Raw genomic sequence first — 16,474 nt, 5'->3', positions numbered from 1 at the left:
CACCCGTGAACGCCGTTCACCGCCCCGAACCCGCCGAAACGCCCGCTGGCGTCGTCGAGCCCAGCCTCGCGCCCATCCCCGCCCAGCCCTCGCTGCGCCTGCTCTTTCCGGCGTTGATGCTGGTCATGCTGCTGGCCGCCCTCGACCAGACCATCGTCTCCACGGCGCTGCCCACCATCGTCAACGACCTGGGCGGGCTCAGCCAGCTCTCCTGGGTGGTCACGGCTTACCTGCTGACCTCCACGGTCGTCGTACCGCTGTACGGCAAGTTCGGCGACCTTTATGGACGCAAGATCGTCCTCCAGGTGGCCATCGTCATCTTCCTCGTCGGCTCGGTGCTGTGTGGCCTGGCCCAGGACATGACAATGCTGATCCTGATGCGTGCGCTGCAGGGTCTCGGTGGCGGTGGCCTGCTGGTAATCACCATGGCCGCGGTCGGCGACGTCGTGCCACCGGCGGACCGTGGGCGTTACCAGGGCCTGTTTGGCGGCGTGTTCGGTCTCGCCACGGTGATCGGGCCGTTGCTCGGCGGCTTCATGGTCGATCACCTGTCGTGGCGCTGGATCTTCTACGTGAACCTGCCGCTGGGCATCCTCTGCCTGCTGGTGATCGCCGCGGTATTCCACCCGCACACGCGCCACGTGAAGCACGCCATCGACTGGTTTGGCGCAGGGTTCCTCGCCGTTGCGCTCAGCTGCATCATCCTGTTCACCACCGAGGGCGGCTCGCAGATGCCGTGGAACTCGATCGCGCTGTGGATGATCCTGGTCATGGGACTGACCGCGGTCGCAGGCTTCATATACGAAGAACGTATCGCCAGTGAACCGATCATTCCACTGCACTTGTTCCGGCATCGCACCTTCCTGCTGTGCAGCCTCATCGGCTTCTTCGTCGGTACGGCACTGTTTGGTTCCACCACCTACCTGCCGCTCTACCTACAGGTGGTAAAGGGCGTTTCGCCGACCGGGGCAGGGTTGCAGCTGCTGCCGCTGATGGGCGGCGTGCTCGTCAGTTCGATCGTGGCGGGTCGCATCATCAGCCGGATCGGTCGTTACCGGATGTTTCCGATCATCGGCACGTTCCTGGGCGCCGTCGCGCTGGTCTTGCTGGGGAGCGTCGGTGAAGACGATCCGCTGTATCTCATCTACGGCTACGCTGGCTTGCTGGGCCTGGGCATCGGCATGGTGATGCAGGTGTTGATCCTGGCCGTGCAGAACAGCGTGGACATGAAGCTCATGGGGGTCGCTACATCGGGTGTGACGATGTTCCGTTCCATCGGCGGCTCCGTCGGCGTCTCCGCCTTCGGTGCGCTGTTCACCCATGGCCTGCAGTCGCGCATGGCGGATGACATACCGACGGCGTCGATCGGGCCACGGACGTTCTCGCCGGAAATGGTGGCGAAGATGCCGCCCGACCTGCATGCGAAGTTCCTGCATGCGTTTGGCTCATCGCTGCACGTCGTCTACCACGTGGCGGCGGTGGTGGTATTCCTGGGCTTCTGCCTCGCGTGGTTCCTGCGTGACGTGCCGCTGCGCCAGGCAGGAAAGAAATCCGCGTAAATACCCCACCTGTAGGAGCGCGCTTGCGCGCGACGGGTCTTGCCGCGAGCACCCATCGCGCGCAAGCGCGCTCCTACAGGGATTACCAACGGGCTTGCAGGGTGTGGAAGGGGTGGTCGATGCGGATGCCGTCGGCGTCCCATGCGGTCGCCGGCTTGCCGTCTACGACAACACTGGCTGGCCGGGTCCGGCCTGGCCAGAACACGCGTATGGCGGTGCCGGCGCGGATGCCCTTGTCCAGCGTGACCACCAGCGTATCGCCCTGGCGGCGTGCCGACATGTTCAGCACGCCATAGGCGACCGGCAACTTCGATACCGTCAGGCCCTTGCCGGCCACCCAGGCCGGCGGTGCGCCAGGTAGCAGGTACAGGCCATCATCCGCCTCGCGCATCAGCATGCCGAAGATCAGCCGCGCGTACTCGGCGCCGATCCATGTGTGGGGCATGTCGCCGAGGTAACCCGGGTGGCGCAGGCGCGAGTGGACGACCTCGGCCCACATGTTCCACTCGGGCGGCCGGCGATCACGCACGATCGTGCCAAGCAGTTCGGCTGCATCCGCAGGCCGATCCAGGTAGACGTAGGTCAGCACGTTGCGCAGTTCGTACGGCGTGTAAGCGAATAACTCGCCGGGCTGTTCACGCTTGCGCACATCGGCGAGATAGCGATCGAACGTCGTGACCAGCGCAGCGTGCGGCAACACGTCCATCTGGCCCGCGGGGTCGAGCGCAATCGAGATGCTGGTGGGGTCGCCGTCGCCGAGATCGGCGGCGGCGGGGATGGTATCGACACCCTTCCACGCCATGGTGGCGCGAATCGAGGCGCCGACCGACTCGCGCAGCGCCGCGTACTGCGTGCGTGCGTACGCGGCCAGGTCCTTGTCGCCCCACTGGTCGGCCAGCCATGCGCCATCGTGCCAACCCTTCAACGCCCACCAGTCATCCCAGTAGCTGTGGGTCGGGCTGGAATAGCCTTCATGGCTGATCGAAGGCGCGATGATGCCGTGGAAACGTTGCGGTGCCGGTTGGTCGGCAAGATAGCCGGGCACCATCGTGCGCTCGCGGAGTTCCTGCATGAAATGCATGGCCGCGCGAACCTTGGGCAGATAGGCGCGCACGCTGTCCGGGCCGCCGCCAAAGCGAGCCACATCGGCCACCAGGTTGATGAATTCGCCCTGGCTGTCGTACTCGATATCCGAACCAAAACCGCGGTTGACCGTGCCATCGGCATTGAGGATCGGCGAGACCAGCCCGTTCTCATGCACGGCATGGCTGGCGTACCAGTCGAGGTAATCGCGGGCGGTTTTCACCTCGCCCATGCGCAGCAGGATCGAGGCCGTCGCCGCACCATCACGGATAAACGATCGGTTGTAGTTGCGTGGGCCTGCCTGCATCGCGTGGCCGGTCTGGTTTACCAGCATGTACGCCGCCTGCGAGCGCAGGATGTCGACCAGGGTTTCGTCCGGTAGTGAAAGCCCCACGCTGCCGAGGCGTGCCTGCCATTCCGCGGAAACCTTCTCCGCGAGCGTATCGAACGTCGTCGCGCCGATCCGGCGGGTATCGATGGCGGGCGGTTCCGGCAACGAGCCATCGGCCTTCGCCGGCGTGGTTCCCAGGGGGAAGGCGACAACGACATCGCGCGCTTCGCCCGGGGCAAGATGGACATCGTAGGCAAGCGCACCTGCGGCCAGGCCCTGCGCATCGTTCGCCGTCGTCGCCGGGGGGAGTGTATCGGCGGCCAGCGCCGCGGTGATCTCGGTGGCACCGTGGTCACCGAAGGGCGCCGCAGCGGCCGCATCGGGCTTCGTCAAGGGCACGAACAACGTGCGTCCGTTCACCGCGACCTTGTCTGCGCCGACGCTAAGCGAATGGATCGGTGAAGGGCCACCGTTCTGCCAGGGCGGATTCACCTGCATCGGCCGCACGACGAGGAAGAGGCGGCCGTCGATCCGGGCTGCCCCCTGGTTCACGAGGTGATGGCGCAGCAGCACCACCGGCTGGGCGCCATCCTGCACCGCGAACGAGGTCGCCGTGACGGCGAGGCCTGGCTGGGCCGTCCAGCCCACCGAAGGCATGGGTTTCCACCGATCGCGCAAGGCATGCGTGCGCTCGCTGTTGTCGGCCACGCTGGCCTTGCCATCGGCGCCGCGCCAGATCGCCTGCACCAGAGGGCCGCCTTTGAAGGGCTCGATGTCGCCGTACTCGTCGAAGATCGCCTTCTGCAGCCCCGCAGGCACGCCGACATCGGTCCAGTACACCTGCTGCATGTGCAGGGACGACGGAAATAACGCGGCATTCGCCCGCGATGCGACCACCTGGTAGCGCTTCATCGGGGTCATGACGCGGGGCGGACCCAGGAAGCGGAGCCGGGCGATCTTCGGCGTGGCGCTACCGGCATCGATAGCGAGGCGCAACATGCTCGCCTTGAAAGGTTCGGCGGCGGCGAGGTAGGACGTGTCGCCCTCGGTGCCCGGATCGCTATCGATCGTGATCCACTGGCCCGCGGCGTTCCGCGATTGCAGCGTCACACCGTTGCGCGATCCCGCCCAGGTCACCTCGACACCCGCGACATCGAGCGGCCTCGGCAGGGCGATGTCGACATGGCGTTCGTTACCCTGGCCAGCCACCTCACGCGGATGGCCATCGGCCCAGAGCGAGGCCGCATCGTCCTTGCCCGCAAGGCCTGTGATCTTCGCGGCCTGTTCGGCGGCGATCGGCTCGAACTCGAACACCGACACGCCCCAGTCCGCTGTGCGTGCGGGTGCGGCGAGGCGCACGTAGCGCGCGTCTTCCGCAGGGAAGACCAGGTATTCCACGCCACCGGGCGAGTCCGTGACCGAGTACACCGGGTGGAAGGTCTTCCCGTCGGTCGATACCTGGATCGAATAGGCCGCGGCAAAGCCGCTATCCCAATGGATCCGGACGCCCCCGACACGGGCGACCTTGCCCAGGTCCACCTGGAACCACTGGCCGGGGCTGAACGAGCCACCCCAGCGGGTTGTTTCATCGCCATCGATGGCATGCGCCGGGGCGAGGGCAGGGACCTGTTGCGACGAACTCGTCGCCAGCCAGGCGCTGCGTGGGGGCAGGCTCGCGGATAGGGCAGGTGTCGCAAGCAAGGCGGCGATAGCGAAGCACAACATCGAACGCATGGGTTACCTCCGGGGAGGTCTCACAGACTAGTCACGTAACGCGATGAAACACAGCCCCCTGCGCCAACGGCGTCGCGTATTAGCGGCGTGTGGCAAAGACGCCATCAAGTACGGGCTTCGCGACAAAACCCGCTTTCTCCAGGCGGGCGCTGACTTCCGTCGGTACATCGCGGCCGGTGGTCAGTTTGTTCGGGCTGCCGGTGTAGTGGAACAGACGGCCACCGCGACGGATAACGCGGGCCAGTTCGTTGTAGAAAGCCTGCGAATACAGCTCGCCGGCGATACCAAAGCGCGGCGGATCATGCAGGATCGCGTCCACCGAAGCATCCGCGAGCGTGGCGATGATCTCTGAAACATCGCCATGGGTAAGCTGCAGGCGTCCCCCAGCGTCTGCCGCGCCGGGATCCGGTGACCATGGATTGATCGTGCGCAGCCACAGCACATCGGCGTTCTTCTCAAAGGACAGGATCCGTGCCACGCCCTCATCCAGGCAGCACGCGGCGAAGTAGCCGAGGCCGCCACAGGTATCCAGCACGGTCTTGCCGCGCGGCTCGACCAGCGCCACCTTGCGCCGGGCATCGTCGAGCGGGGATTCCTTCGACGTGGGCAACATCTTGATCCCATCGATCTCGAAGGTGGGCACGCCCCATTCCGTGGGCACCAGCTTGATCAGCGACCCATCGAATCGGGAGACCGGCTCGAAGCTGTCGCCATCCCATGTGTAGATCGTTCGCGGTTTGATCTTCCCGGGGTAAGGGTAGGACTGGCCAAGCCAGGTCCAGTGGTCCTCATGCAGGCTTGCGGTGCCCTCGCTGCGGCCGAGGTCCAGCGAACCCTGCCACGTGCCGGCGCCTGCCTTGCGCGCGGTGAGCAGGGCCTGGGCCGTGGGTTCGGTAAGCAGCGGGCCGGTGTAGTGTGACAAGGCAGGTGCCCATCAGGGAGCGGGTCCATCATGATAACCGGCAGGAGGAACGCCACGTGGTCGCTGCAAAAAAGACGTTCGTGATCAAGCCCGTGCGTGACACGCCTTCAGACGAGGATGGGCGCCGCGTGCTGGTGGACCGCTTGTGGCCGCGCGGGGTATCCCGTGAGCGCGCCGCGCTGGACGACTGGTGGAAAGACATCGCGCCCACGCCGGAGCTGCGCACATGGTTCGATCACCGAGAGGATCGCTTCGCCGAGTTTACCGATCGCTACCTGGCCGAACTGCACGCGAATCCGTACGCGAAAGAGGCGCGGGATGCGTCGCCGGCCGGGCGTACGACCCTGCTCTATGGCGCGAAGGACCACGCGATCAATCACGCCGTGGTCCTGGCCCGGTTCCTCAACAAGGCGCGCTGAGGTTCAGCCGCCCAGGCGGGCCTGGCCGTGGAAGACCGCCTCGATGTTGTGCCCATCCGGGTCCAGGATGAAGCCGCCGTAATAGCCTTCGTGGTAATGCGAGCGCGGCCCCGGTGGGCCATTGTCGCGGCCACCGGCTTCGAGCGCGGCTTCGTGGAAGGCGTGCACCAGATGGCGTGAACTCACCCGGAAAGCGACGTGGACCGGTGGCCGGTTTGGCTCACCCTTATAGATCCAGAAATCAGCCTTGCCGCCCTCACCGAAGCCGGCGACATCGGTGCGCCCGGTGACCGTCGCGGGGAAAATCGCCAGCAGTTCGTAGCCGATCTTCGCAAGCACCGTTTGGTAAAACGTCTTGCTGCGCTCGAAGTCGCTGACGGTGACGCCAGTGTGGTCAATCATCGGGAGGCTCCTGCACAAGGGGGACAGGCCCGGGACTGTAGCGCAAACTCAGGTGGTGCAGGCGTCCGTCGTGTTGAGCTTCGTACCTGCGGAGGCACCGAACGCGCTGATGCCGATGCGCGAACCCGGCACCTTGGTGGTGTTCTGGCCCGGTGTGGTGCTACCCGTGGTGATGGCACACAGGATGAAATACATCGGCTGGGTGGCATTGGTACGTGAGGCGATCGGCTCCAGCTGTCCCTGCTGGCCGAAGGTCACGACATGGCTATCCAGGCCTTGGGCGGAGACCTGGCTCATCGCGGCACCCACCCGGAGCATCAGCATCCCTTTCGCCGTATCCGTGGTGTACACATCGGTTGCCGTCGTGGTCGCCACCGGGTGCGCATAGACCAGCCAGCCCGTGTCGTAATTCTTCGTGGTTGAGCACGTGGCGCCATCGGCGCTTGCGCACAGCGACACGTAGGTCGCCCTGAGCACCGCCTCGGAACGCGCGTAGTCGACCGCGGCCTGTAGATTGTCGGTCGCGCTGCGCAGCCGGTGCTGCTGGATCGTCGTGCGGAACGAAGGGACGGCGATGGCAAGGAGGATCCCGGTGATCAGGACCACCACCATCAGTTCCAGCATCGTGAAGCCCCGCGCTTTCACCAACAACTCCCGTTCGAGGTGATGTTGAGGGGTGCTTTGACACCCGTGTTCGTCAGGGTCAGGTTGGCACACACGTCCTTCTGCTGCGCTCCGCCTGGTACCGCGGTGGCCAGGAAGGCCTGGGCAGCGAACTTATTCACGTCACTGACCGTGACCGTCGCCGTGTAATAGCCACTATCCGAGGTCGCTGTCGTCGTGGTGGAAAAGCCGATGGTTTTCAGGTCAGCGTATTTGTTCTGCTGGGCGTAATAGCGCTCCTCCGCATTCGCGATGGCCATGAGCAGCTTCTGCCCATCAGCGCGGCGCGCCCGGAACCCATAGCGGCTGTACTGCGGGAACGCGATGGCTGCGAGGATCGCCACGACGCCCAGGGTGATCATCAGTTCGATGAGGGTGAAGCCACTCGTGCGCTGGCGGATCCTGATCATGTCAGTTCTCACTGTTGAGGACGTGCCACCCGCGGCGACGTGCGGTGGGGATCGCCGAGCTGGTCGTGTTGCCGCCCTTCGCCGTGGGCGAGCTCGGGTTGTACGCCTTGCCGCCGGACAGGCTCGCCACCGTGCTCAGCGCACCGGAGGTCGCGGCACCGGTCACGCGCGCACCGGCCAGCGTGAAGCCATTGCCCAGCGAGTACGTCGAGGTCCCGATGGACACGCCATAGGCAGCGCTACCCGTGGTCGCATCCAGGGCAAGCAGCGAGCCGGAGGTCGATGTCGTGCACGGGTCGTTCGCTGTCGGGATCAGGGTAACGAAGGTTACCGTGCTCGAACTCGCGTCGAGTGCGGGCGTGACCACCACGCGCTCACCGGACGGGTTGTTCAGGCTCAGGTACCAGCCTGATTTGCTGGCCGGCACGGCATTGCTGCTCACGCCGATAGCGCCCGAACTCGCATCGACGGACAAGGTCTGCTGCACCAGGGTCGCGACGCCAATCGGCGTAGTCACTGCGGTGCCCGGATCGCGCACGCCGTAGATCGCCTGCGTCGTTGTATCCGAGGTATCCGCGGTGCTGAGGAACCGGCCCGTGCCGAACACCACCATGAAGTAGGCGGAGTTCGGATCGGGCACTAGGCGGGGCGCCGTCGTGATCGACTGGTTGTTAGCCGTGGCCGGCTTGAACAGCAGGCTCACCCCTTGCGACTGCGTGGTGCTGGCTAACGATGCGCTGGAGAGATCGATACGCCACACGTTGCCATCGAGATCGCCGGCAAAGGCCACGTCGGCGACCTGGTCGCCATCGTAATCACCCAGCGTCGGCGTAGTCAGGCCGTGGCTCGTCGTAGCGCCTGTACCGGTCGGCGTACGGATTTCCTTGAGCAAGGTACCGGTCTGCGCATCGAGCACGAAGAGCGAGCTGTAAGCGTTCTTGGCGGCCGTCGCCTTGCTGTCATCCGGGAAGTAACCGCCGGGGACGAGGACGACCCAGCGACCCACGGACGTGCTGCTGTTCGTCCAGGCGACGCGTGCGATCACCGGCGTGCCGAACGTATAGCCGAGGTTCGCAGGTGTTCCGGCGGTCGACACGCTATCGCTGTTGAACTCCCATAGCACTTTCGATGCAACCGCCGTGGCGCTGCTCAGCGTGGCGTTCCGCGGGTCGGTGATATCGATGCCGAACACACCGCGGCCGCCGTAACGCAGCGAGCCGACGAGCAACGTGTGCCAGGTCGAGTCCGAATTGAAGAAGACATCGCCCGTCACCGGGCTGCCGTCCACGGTTGGCGTGAACGTGAAGTTCTTCAGCGCACTCTGCGCAGGCAGGTTCGCATACACGCTGGCCGGCACGTAAGCCCACAACTCGCGACCCGGCTTGGCCGTCGTATCCGCTTTCAACCGCGCATCAAACGCGTGCAGCATGCCATCGTTCGCACCCACGTAGACCGTGGCCGGCCGGCTGGCCCAGGTCGCCTGGAAGGCCGCGTAGGTGACCGGATTTTTTGCGGCCGCGGCGGCGGCTTCGGGTGAATTCGAAGGGAAGTTATCGCTGTAGTTGCCGGAGGGCGCGGCCACATACGCCGGCTGCGACCCGAAGATCGCACCGAGCAGCGAGGATCGGGTGCGGAACGTGCTGCCCTCCGCCGTCCTCGTGCCGCTAAGCCATGCGACGCGCTGGGGACCCAGGGTATCCGTGGCCGCCGTGGAAGCCGTGCCATCCGTGGAATTCATGATGGCTTTCTGGCTCGTGCTCAGGTTGTCGTAAACGAAGGCGGTGCCCAGGCCGGTACCGGGACCGGTGCTCGTGGCGATCAGGCGTGCATCATTGCTCGGATTGCGCGGTTTCAGCAGGTCTTCCGCAGCCCATAGTGCCGTCGTACTGACCACACCTGCCAGGCTCACGCTTCGCGCCTGCAAGGTACCGCCCCAGCTCGTGGTGTCGTAGCCCGCGTAATAGGCGATCGCGTTGGCGGTAAGGACGCTGGTGCTCAGGCTGACCGTGAGTGCGGTCGAACTGCTGGCGATCACCGATGAAAGAATGCTGCTCAGGCTGCTGACGAGCGAGGTCGGGTCCGCCGCGCTGAAATAGCCGCCACGGCTGTTCACGGCGGCATGCCAGGTATCATCGATGTTGACGGCACCGCCACCGGTGTCAGGCGTGGGCCACTGCTTGGTGCCCTTGCGCAGCGCGGTGTAATCCCCGTTGTAAGCCAGCGTGCCCGAGATACCCATGGTCACCATGTACTGCGACATGTGCTGCCAGGTCGCCGGGTCGTTCGCGGGGTTGAAGTAGACCTCAGGCGTCGCGCCGGGCTTGGCCGGGTCCACGGTCACCGGCGGTGTGGTGGCGGCCGTTGTCACACCTGTGCTGAGGTCCGGCCAGTACGCCGGGACATTGTTGGTCAGGTCGCTGCGCAGGTCAGTGGCCCAGTACGCGAACGCGATGTCCGCAAGTGACGGGCTGACCGTCCCGGCCTGGTTCCAGTAGATCTTTGAGTTCGCATCGGAAATGGAATACGCGACACCATCCGGAAGCGTCGTGGCAGCACCGTCTGTGGGAGTCACGGTGCCCGGCTTGTCGCCGTTCCAGTAACCATCGGTCACCAGCATGTGGAAGTTCTTGCGGCAGGCGAGTTCGCCCGGCGTGCTGGTGCTCCCATTCCAGTACGGGTCTTGCGCGGTCGGTGTCGTGGTCGACAGGCTGCGCTTGTAAAACTCGCCGGCCGCAATGGTCGCTACGCGGGTGGGCGTGCCGCCGCTTGCCGGCACGCCATAGATCCAGTTCATGAACTGGCTTCGCCAGCAGGTATCCGCCGTGCTGGTCGCCGTGCAGCTCGCGCCGTTGGCCAGCTCGAGGATCTTGCTGGCCGTGGCCAGGGGCCCATAGGCGAGCCCGGCGTAGAGGGCTGAACTGGTGTTGTAACTGCTCCCGGCGCTCTGGCTTTGCAGGGTCTGCCAACTCACTCGCACCGCGTTATCGCCGATCGCACCGAACACACGACCGATCGCCGCGCGCGCGTTGAAATTTCGCGTGCGATAGAAGCTGTACCAGATCGCGAAGTTGGCCTGGGTTGCCGCGGACTCATTTGCGACGAGGTGATAGGTACAGGTGCTCTCGTCACTACCGTTCGTGCACACGTAGTAAAAGGCGCCGGTGTCGTACGTGGTGACCTGGAAAATACCTGATCCCGAAGTCTTCGACCCGCGGACCGCCGTGGGTATCTCCAGGGGGGCACAGCTGTTAAGGAGAACGGTGTTCCCGTACCAGCCTGCTTCGTTCGCGTCGCGCGGGCAGGGTGAGTTGCCTGCCAACGTATTGGTGAGGAAGTTGGTGCTGAACGCCGAACTCAGATTAACCGTGACGGGATCTTTGTAAAGACCCACGGGGATGCTGGTGACGCCTGGTGACCAGCACTTCTTGTTCAAGGTATTAGCACAGTAGCCATCGCGCCATGCAGCAGTAAACGTCGGCGTACCCAGCGGCTGTCCGAGCGCATCCGGCGGTATGACGTAGGTCACCGCCGGATCGAAATAGATGGGATTGCCTTTGGCGGAGTAGTAGTACTTTTTGCCGTAGCTATCATCCATCGCATCCGGGATCGAGGTGGAGTTCATCGAGCCGGAATCATCGAACGTCACCACGATGTTCGGCGCGACCTTGGAGGTCACCCCCGGCGGGGTCTTGCTCAGCGTCACCGTGCCCGCCTGCGCCGCAGATCCAACGAGCAGTGTGGCGAGGCAGGAAAGAACGAAGCGCCAAGGGAAGGAGAGGCGAGGCATGGACAGGTCCTTCAGCTCAGCGTGCACGTAAGTTGATTCGGCGTAACAAAGGTCGATTCGACCACCCGGATCGTGTTGGGGCTGCCACCCGTGGCGCGGGCGGTAATCCGGTAGAGATAGAAATTCGCCGTGGTGCTCCCGCCTGAGCCAATTTCTTTCGCCGTGCTGGTGTTGTTGCTCGGGGTGCGGTCCTGGCCAAGCGATTCCACGATGTACCAGGGGTTGGCGGCCAGTACGGCGGTGCTCAACGTCGTATCGGTCGGGGTGGCGGTGTAGTCCACGCCGCCGCCTATACCCTTGTACTCGGTGCCGCCATCGGTCACCCAGGTCGAGGCGGTGCGAAACGTGGTGGCCTTCGCACTTACCAGCGCAGGGGTGCTCGAGTTGTAGCAACCGAGCGTGGTATCGCCGCTGAAGATGCGCCATTCAACGCCGCGTAGCGCGGTCTCCGCAGACCACTCGGCTTGTTGCGCGTTACGCAACGCGCCCGCAAGCCGCTCCTGGATGAGTGACCGGCTCGAGCTGGTGATGGCGACGATCGTCAACAGCAGCAGGAAGATCAGGGCAATGATGAGTACCGCGCCGCGTTCCCTGTTCATGGGTTGTAATTCCTCACGGAAACCAGGGTGGTGAATTCACGGCGCAGCATGTGGTTATCGAAGCCCTGTTGGCTGGGCTTGACGGTCCGACCGGTATCATCGGGCGACGCCAGGCCGGTGATCGCCGTGTCGCCGTAATACTGGTATTGCATGTCGCCTGCATTCAGCGCGTATAGCGGCTTCTGCCCATCCATGAGCAGATGAACCTCGATACTCTGTACCGATCGCCAGAGGCAACCGGGATCCGTGCCCAGCGCGGCGATGTTGGATGAGGCGCAGGTGGTCGCACTGTCGATATCCGATGCCGTGCGGAAGCTCGTGTTTCCTGTCGCATCCATCACGCCGTAGAGGAAGTCCAGCCGTTCCACGCCGCGGACGACCTCGGAGCTGACGCCGTTCTGCCGACGCATCAAGGCGCCGGTCTTGTTGCCGTTGTTATCGTCGACGACCTGCAGGTAATACGTGATCGTCTGGTAGTCGCGATTGAAGTCGAACAGACGCGGGGCGACACCGGTGGGCTGGGCTAGTGAGACATAGTTCGAATCCGCCGTGATCGTTGAGCCCGAGACCTTCGCACTGAACACCTGCGAGGCATTGCAGTCGGCGAGCATCATCAGGTCACCGGTCTTGATATCGGTGAGCAGCGGTTCGCCGGTTTGCGGGTTCACCGACACGCTGGTCACGACCTGCGAGGCGACGGTCATCTTGCTGTTCGTCCCATCCAGCGTCCAGCCGCGGGTGCCGTCGAGGTAACGGATCGTCAGCACGTCGCTGCCGCTGACGCGGTTCCCGGTCGCGGTACCCTGCGCGGGAATGACACCGGTGCTTCCCGAAGGCCCTGCGGGGTCGACCGGCGTACACGCTGTCGTGGTGCAGTCGTAGCCGCGCATCGCGTACCAGGAGGGCAGCGTGAACGGTGCCGTCGGCGACGCAGGGTAGGTATTCGAGCCGCTCTTGACCGCCCAGGTGGTCGTCACATCGCTCAGCGCCGCCGCGAGGGTGGCGCCGGACACGATCACCCGCGGCGCACGCAGGTAGCGGTCAAGCGTCAAGGCGCCGTTCGATAACGCCGCCGATTGCCCGCCCATGTTCGAGCAGTACTGGGCATTCGCCATGCGCAAGTCGTTGGTCAGCGCGGTCACCGCGAAGCGGCCGCCCTCCTGGAGCCTTGCCAGTTGCGCCTGAACCAGGCTGCTGCTCGATGTGGTGTTGAAGATGTTGACGATGCCCAGGGCGACCAGGATGCCCAGCGTGATGGCGACCATCAGCTCGATCAGCGATACGCCGCGAGGCCGATGGCGCGACGCGTACGTTCGATCCATCATGGCTGGAAGTTCCAAGCGTACGTGCGCAGCGCCACGGTCGCATTCGGTGTGTTGGTGGCCGTGCTGTTGTCGGTCGCGGCGCGCTCGACCCAGCTGATCTTCATCACGCAGTTCCCTGCGTAAGGTGGGCGCATCTGCAACTGGGTCGCATCGGGCGTGACCGATTTGGTACAGGCGATAGATGCCGAAGGCGTCGGCAGGAAGGTCGTGAGCTGGGAACTCCACTGCGCCTGGTCACGCTTCGCAAGCTGCGTCGGCGAGCAGGTGCTGGTCTTCGTACAGTCCTGCGTCACGGAAAGCGGATAGCTGGTCGAATCGTATGCGCCATTCCACACGCCCAATGGATTGGCGCGCATGCGATCCGCCATGCCCATGGCCAGGAACTCGGCCTGGGTGCGCAGGTAACCTACCTGATTGGATCGGAACGAAATGATAAGCAGGCCGGCCAAACCGACGATCCCGACGCCAAACACCAATACCGCGATGAGCACCTCGATCAGGGACGCGCCCCTGGCTCGCGCTGGTGATGACATACGACTCCTTGCCTGTTTTCTAAGATCTTCCACAACGCCCCCGAAATATGAATCGAGGCGACGCCCGCATGTTATCGATGTGTCGAATCCATCATCCTGCACAGCCTACGTGCGAATGCTGCAAATCCGGCACCAGGACATCGCGGGTTAAAACTTAGCGCGTCGAATGTGATCGATACATCACAAATGTGATGAGCGCTGTCTTCACATGTGCTTGATCAAACGATGACATGCACGCCGCGTTGACCATCACGTTTCGATAGTTTCTGCGCTTACTAATTGCGATCCCATCACCTTTGAGTAATTTCGTAAACATCCCGTTGTAGGAGCGCGCTTGCGCGCGATAGGCTCACGGAGCGGTGATGCAGTAAGCCACCTTGCTCGCGCGAACCCCAGGTCAGCGTGCTGTGGCAATGACCCTTACCCACAACCACCAGGAACGACCTCAACGAGAACGTTTCGGTGGCGTGTGCCCGGGCGCATGGTTACTGCAAGGCGCACGGCATCAGTGCTTCGTCGGTTGATCGCGCGCAAGCGCGCTCCTACAAGGGGCAGGGCTTCGGTATGCCGGCTTGTGCGGCATGTAACGGCGCGTATGGACTCGGGGCCTGACCGTCCCCGATACCCTCACCCATCCAGCCTAAGGCGGCGCAAGCCGCTCGACACACGCATTCGCGCCAGCGAATGAACCGATAACGAGGCGCAATGCAGCGGACACCCGCTAATGCGCGAAGAACCAAAGAAAATGGCCGACACGTCTCCCGACGTACCGGCCATGATTCATGCTGCATCGCTCTACAGCATGTGCGTAACGATTATTCCAAACCAGCCCAGCGATGCTTCTCGGCCATCACCAACGCGAGCTTCGGACTACGTCGCGCGATGCGCTCAGCCTTCTCACGCGCGGCACGAATCTCAGGCCAGGCCTCGAGGTAAGCCGCCAGATCATCGGCATCGCACGCATAACGCTTAAGTGCTTCGGGATTCGCGGAGCGTAGCGCCACCGCACCGTTGTAGCCGCCGAAGCCCTGGGTGGCACAGATCGCGCCGCCGTCGTCATTACCAGGCGAGGGCTCGGCCTGCAGGTGGAAGTGGCCGGCGATTTCGGCCAGGTCCGGATCGATACGGCGCAGGGTAGGCACGCCCGGTGCCTTGCGGCCAAGGACGTACTGCAACGCCTGCGACATGGCCTTCAGGCCGGTCTCGCCCATGGTGTGACCATCGCCAACCGCCTTGGGTGTGCCGACGAACAGCTTCGGCAGCTCACCCTCGCGACCCTGGCGCTCCGCCGCGCCACGCAGCCCGGCAAGTGCCGTACCGAGGTCAGTCTTCGAATTGGTTCGCGTACCGGTCGCGTGGGCGGCGAGGTACTGGAAATCATCCACGCCGTAACCGTGCGCCTTGTAGGCCATATCCAGGGTCTGCACCAGGGCGTTCTCACCGCCGAAACCAACGCCTGCGAAATGGGCCTTACCGCCGGCTTCGCCACTGGTACCCCAGCCGACGATGATCGAGGTGATGTCGAGCTTGTTTTGCAGCGCGAACTCCAGCGTGGTCACCAGCAGGCCCGAGCCGCCATGGCCCACCACCGTGCCATCGGCATCGATGTCGAACGGCGCAAGCGAATCATGCACTGTACGTTCAACGCCATCGCCGTGGGCGGCGTTCTTGGTGGCCAGTTTCTCGCCGGTCATCAGCGCGCCGCCGCCAAAGGCCTCGAGGATGCCGAAGCGCGGCTGCAACGCGGCGTCTGCGGCGGTGAGCAGGACCAGCTTCGGCTTCTTGAAGCCGGGGTAATCGAACAGCAACTGCGGGGCGATATCCGCCAGGGCGATAAGGCTGGAGGCGCAAGCACCCACGGCCGTCGCGGGAGCCTGGGGGACCCGCATGAAGCCCACGTCATCCGCCGACTTCAGTGACTCGCGTAGCTCCGGGTTCTTCAGGACGCGGCTGATGCTGTACGACGGCGAGAGCATCGTCGAGACCAGCGCCGGGCCGTGCGAACCGAGCGAGTGGGCCAGGCGCACCGCAAAGGTGTCTTTGGGGAAGCCGCCCTCGGGGAGCGGCGCGTCCGGACGCAGCCACTGGCCGAGACCATCGTTACCGCCAAAGGCGGTCGCCGAGGCGACGCGGAAGGCGAACGGATCCGGGACGAGCTCCGAAAGCGGGCGAGGCAGGCCGGCCAGCGCGCCCAGCGCGCCGTAGGCGAAAAGCTGCGCTTGCAGGGACGGGCTCAAGAGCGGGTCGTTCTGGAACAGGCCGTGCATTTCCTTGAGGCCGGAGGCGCGGATGTCCTCGTAGCGCAAACCGGCCAGGCGGCGCAGGCCCACCGTTTCGAGATCGTGCGGGAGCGGCGCGGCAATGTCCGTCACCACGCGCGGAGCCAGCTCGCGCACGCCGGGGACGTGGCGAATGCCCATGTTGGCGCGCAGGGTAGCGCCGTGCAGGCGCTTGAGCTCATCCAGCGTCACCGGCTCACCGGCGTGGTCACCCTCGGCCCAGCGCATGCCATCGGCCGCGCTTGCTGCTTCGGGGTCGATCTCGATGAGGCCGGCATCAAAGGCGGCCAGCGGCAGGGATTCCTCGGACTGGGCCACGATGGCCTGGTAGGTCTCGGTCGAGCCCACGGCCGACAGGGTGCAGGCGGTGCCGACGGTGACGAGGACTTGGTCGCTTCTCAACATATGCGCGTGGGTATCCGGACAGT

Annotated in this window: 12 protein-coding genes; 2 read left to right on the top strand and 10 right to left on the bottom strand. The window is 64.5% G+C overall.

Annotation, left to right across the window (positions count from 1 at the left end):
• Nucleotides 1–5 precede the first annotated feature (5 nt).
• Nucleotides 6–1,559 (top strand): MDR family MFS transporter, encoded by a 1,554-nt coding sequence (locus tag VGN46_RS05940; RefSeq protein ID WP_331641639.1) that lies wholly within the window; start codon nucleotides 6–8, stop codon nucleotides 1,557–1,559.
• Nucleotides 1,560–1,641: 82 nt separating this feature from the next.
• On the opposite strand, the gene VGN46_RS05935 is transcribed toward VGN46_RS05940, so the two are convergent.
• Together VGN46_RS05935 and VGN46_RS05930 are read right to left on the bottom strand one after the other, a co-directional pair.
• Nucleotides 1,642–4,707, bottom strand: a complete 3,066-nt coding sequence (locus VGN46_RS05935) for a discoidin domain-containing protein (RefSeq protein ID WP_331641637.1) — start codon at nucleotides 4,705–4,707, stop codon at nucleotides 1,642–1,644.
• Nucleotides 4,708–4,786: 79 nt separating this feature from the next.
• Nucleotides 4,787–5,629 carry a class I SAM-dependent methyltransferase gene (locus VGN46_RS05930; protein ID WP_331641636.1) on the bottom strand — a complete coding sequence of 281 codons (843 nt, stop codon included), beginning with the start codon at nucleotides 5,627–5,629 and terminating at the stop codon, nucleotides 4,787–4,789.
• 56 nt (nucleotides 5,630–5,685) lie between these two features.
• On the opposite strand from VGN46_RS05930, the gene VGN46_RS05925 reads away from it, so the two are divergent.
• A complete protein-coding gene (locus VGN46_RS05925; RefSeq protein ID WP_331641634.1) occupies nucleotides 5,686–6,048 on the top strand; it encodes a DUF488 domain-containing protein in 363 nt (120 codons plus the stop codon).
• A 3-nt stretch (nucleotides 6,049–6,051) separates the two neighbouring features.
• On the opposite strand, the gene VGN46_RS05920 is transcribed toward VGN46_RS05925, so the two are convergent.
• The 8 genes from VGN46_RS05920 to VGN46_RS05885 form a co-directional block, all read right to left on the bottom strand.
• Entirely contained in the window at nucleotides 6,052–6,450 is a 399-nt protein-coding gene (locus VGN46_RS05920; protein WP_331641632.1) for a VOC family protein, read from the bottom strand.
• Between the two features lie 48 nt (nucleotides 6,451–6,498).
• Nucleotides 6,499–7,095 (bottom strand): GspH/FimT family pseudopilin, encoded by a 597-nt coding sequence (locus tag VGN46_RS05915; protein WP_331641630.1) that lies wholly within the window; start codon nucleotides 7,093–7,095, stop codon nucleotides 6,499–6,501.
• A complete protein-coding gene (locus VGN46_RS05910) occupies nucleotides 7,092–7,523 on the bottom strand; it encodes a type IV pilin protein (RefSeq protein ID WP_331641628.1) in 432 nt (143 codons plus the stop codon). The genes VGN46_RS05915 and VGN46_RS05910 overlap by 4 nt, the downstream gene beginning before the upstream one ends.
• A 1-nt stretch (nucleotide 7,524) precedes the next feature.
• Nucleotides 7,525–11,310: a pilus assembly protein gene (locus VGN46_RS05905; protein WP_331641626.1), complete on the bottom strand. Its 3,786-nt coding sequence runs from the start codon at nucleotides 11,308–11,310 to the stop codon at nucleotides 7,525–7,527.
• 11 nt (nucleotides 11,311–11,321) lie between these two features.
• Nucleotides 11,322–11,909, bottom strand: coding sequence for a pilus assembly protein (locus tag VGN46_RS05900; protein WP_331641624.1), 588 nt, complete (start codon nucleotides 11,907–11,909; stop codon nucleotides 11,322–11,324).
• Nucleotides 11,906–13,234: a PilW family protein gene (locus VGN46_RS05895; protein WP_331641622.1), complete on the bottom strand. Its 1,329-nt coding sequence runs from the start codon at nucleotides 13,232–13,234 to the stop codon at nucleotides 11,906–11,908. Before VGN46_RS05895 ends, VGN46_RS05900 begins: the two co-directional genes overlap by 4 nt.
• Nucleotides 13,231–13,767: a type IV pilus modification protein PilV gene (gene pilV, locus VGN46_RS05890; protein WP_331641619.1), complete on the bottom strand. Its 537-nt coding sequence runs from the start codon at nucleotides 13,765–13,767 to the stop codon at nucleotides 13,231–13,233. The genes VGN46_RS05895 and pilV overlap by 4 nt, the downstream gene beginning before the upstream one ends.
• Before the next feature lie 815 nt (nucleotides 13,768–14,582).
• The gene (locus tag VGN46_RS05885; protein WP_331641617.1) at nucleotides 14,583–16,451 is read right to left on the bottom strand and encodes a hypothetical protein; all 1,869 of its coding nucleotides are present in this window, start codon (nucleotides 16,449–16,451) and stop codon (nucleotides 14,583–14,585) included.
• Nucleotides 16,452–16,474: the final 23 nt, after the last annotated feature.

It is taken from the genome of Luteibacter sp. (genome assembly GCF_036500425.1).
Classification (GTDB): domain Bacteria; phylum Pseudomonadota; class Gammaproteobacteria; order Xanthomonadales; family Rhodanobacteraceae; genus Luteibacter.
The sequence above is the reverse complement of the archived record's forward strand: the minus strand, read 5'-3'. Positions and strand labels throughout refer to the sequence as shown.

What these genes read in the sequence shown, in the direction of transcription:
- VGN46_RS05935 (WP_331641637.1), bottom strand. Translation starts at nt 4,707, where the DNA reads ATGCGTTCGATGTTGTGCTTCGCTATCGCCGCCTTGCTTGCGACACCT.
- VGN46_RS05920 (WP_331641632.1), bottom strand. Translation starts at nt 6,450, where the DNA reads ATGATTGACCACACTGGCGTCACCGTCAGCGACTTCGAGCGCAGCAAG.
- VGN46_RS05910 (WP_331641628.1), bottom strand. Translation starts at nt 7,523, where the DNA reads ATGATCAGGATCCGCCAGCGCACGAGTGGCTTCACCCTCATCGAACTG.
- VGN46_RS05905 (WP_331641626.1), bottom strand. Translation starts at nt 11,310, where the DNA reads ATGCCTCGCCTCTCCTTCCCTTGGCGCTTCGTTCTTTCCTGCCTCGCC.
- VGN46_RS05900 (WP_331641624.1), bottom strand. Translation starts at nt 11,909, where the DNA reads ATGAACAGGGAACGCGGCGCGGTACTCATCATTGCCCTGATCTTCCTG.
- VGN46_RS05895 (WP_331641622.1), bottom strand. Translation starts at nt 13,234, where the DNA reads ATGATGGATCGAACGTACGCGTCGCGCCATCGGCCTCGCGGCGTATCG.
- pilV (WP_331641619.1), bottom strand. Translation starts at nt 13,767, where the DNA reads ATGTCATCACCAGCGCGAGCCAGGGGCGCGTCCCTGATCGAGGTGCTC.
- VGN46_RS05885 (WP_331641617.1), bottom strand. Translation starts at nt 16,451, where the DNA reads ATGTTGAGAAGCGACCAAGTCCTCGTCACCGTCGGCACCGCCTGCACC.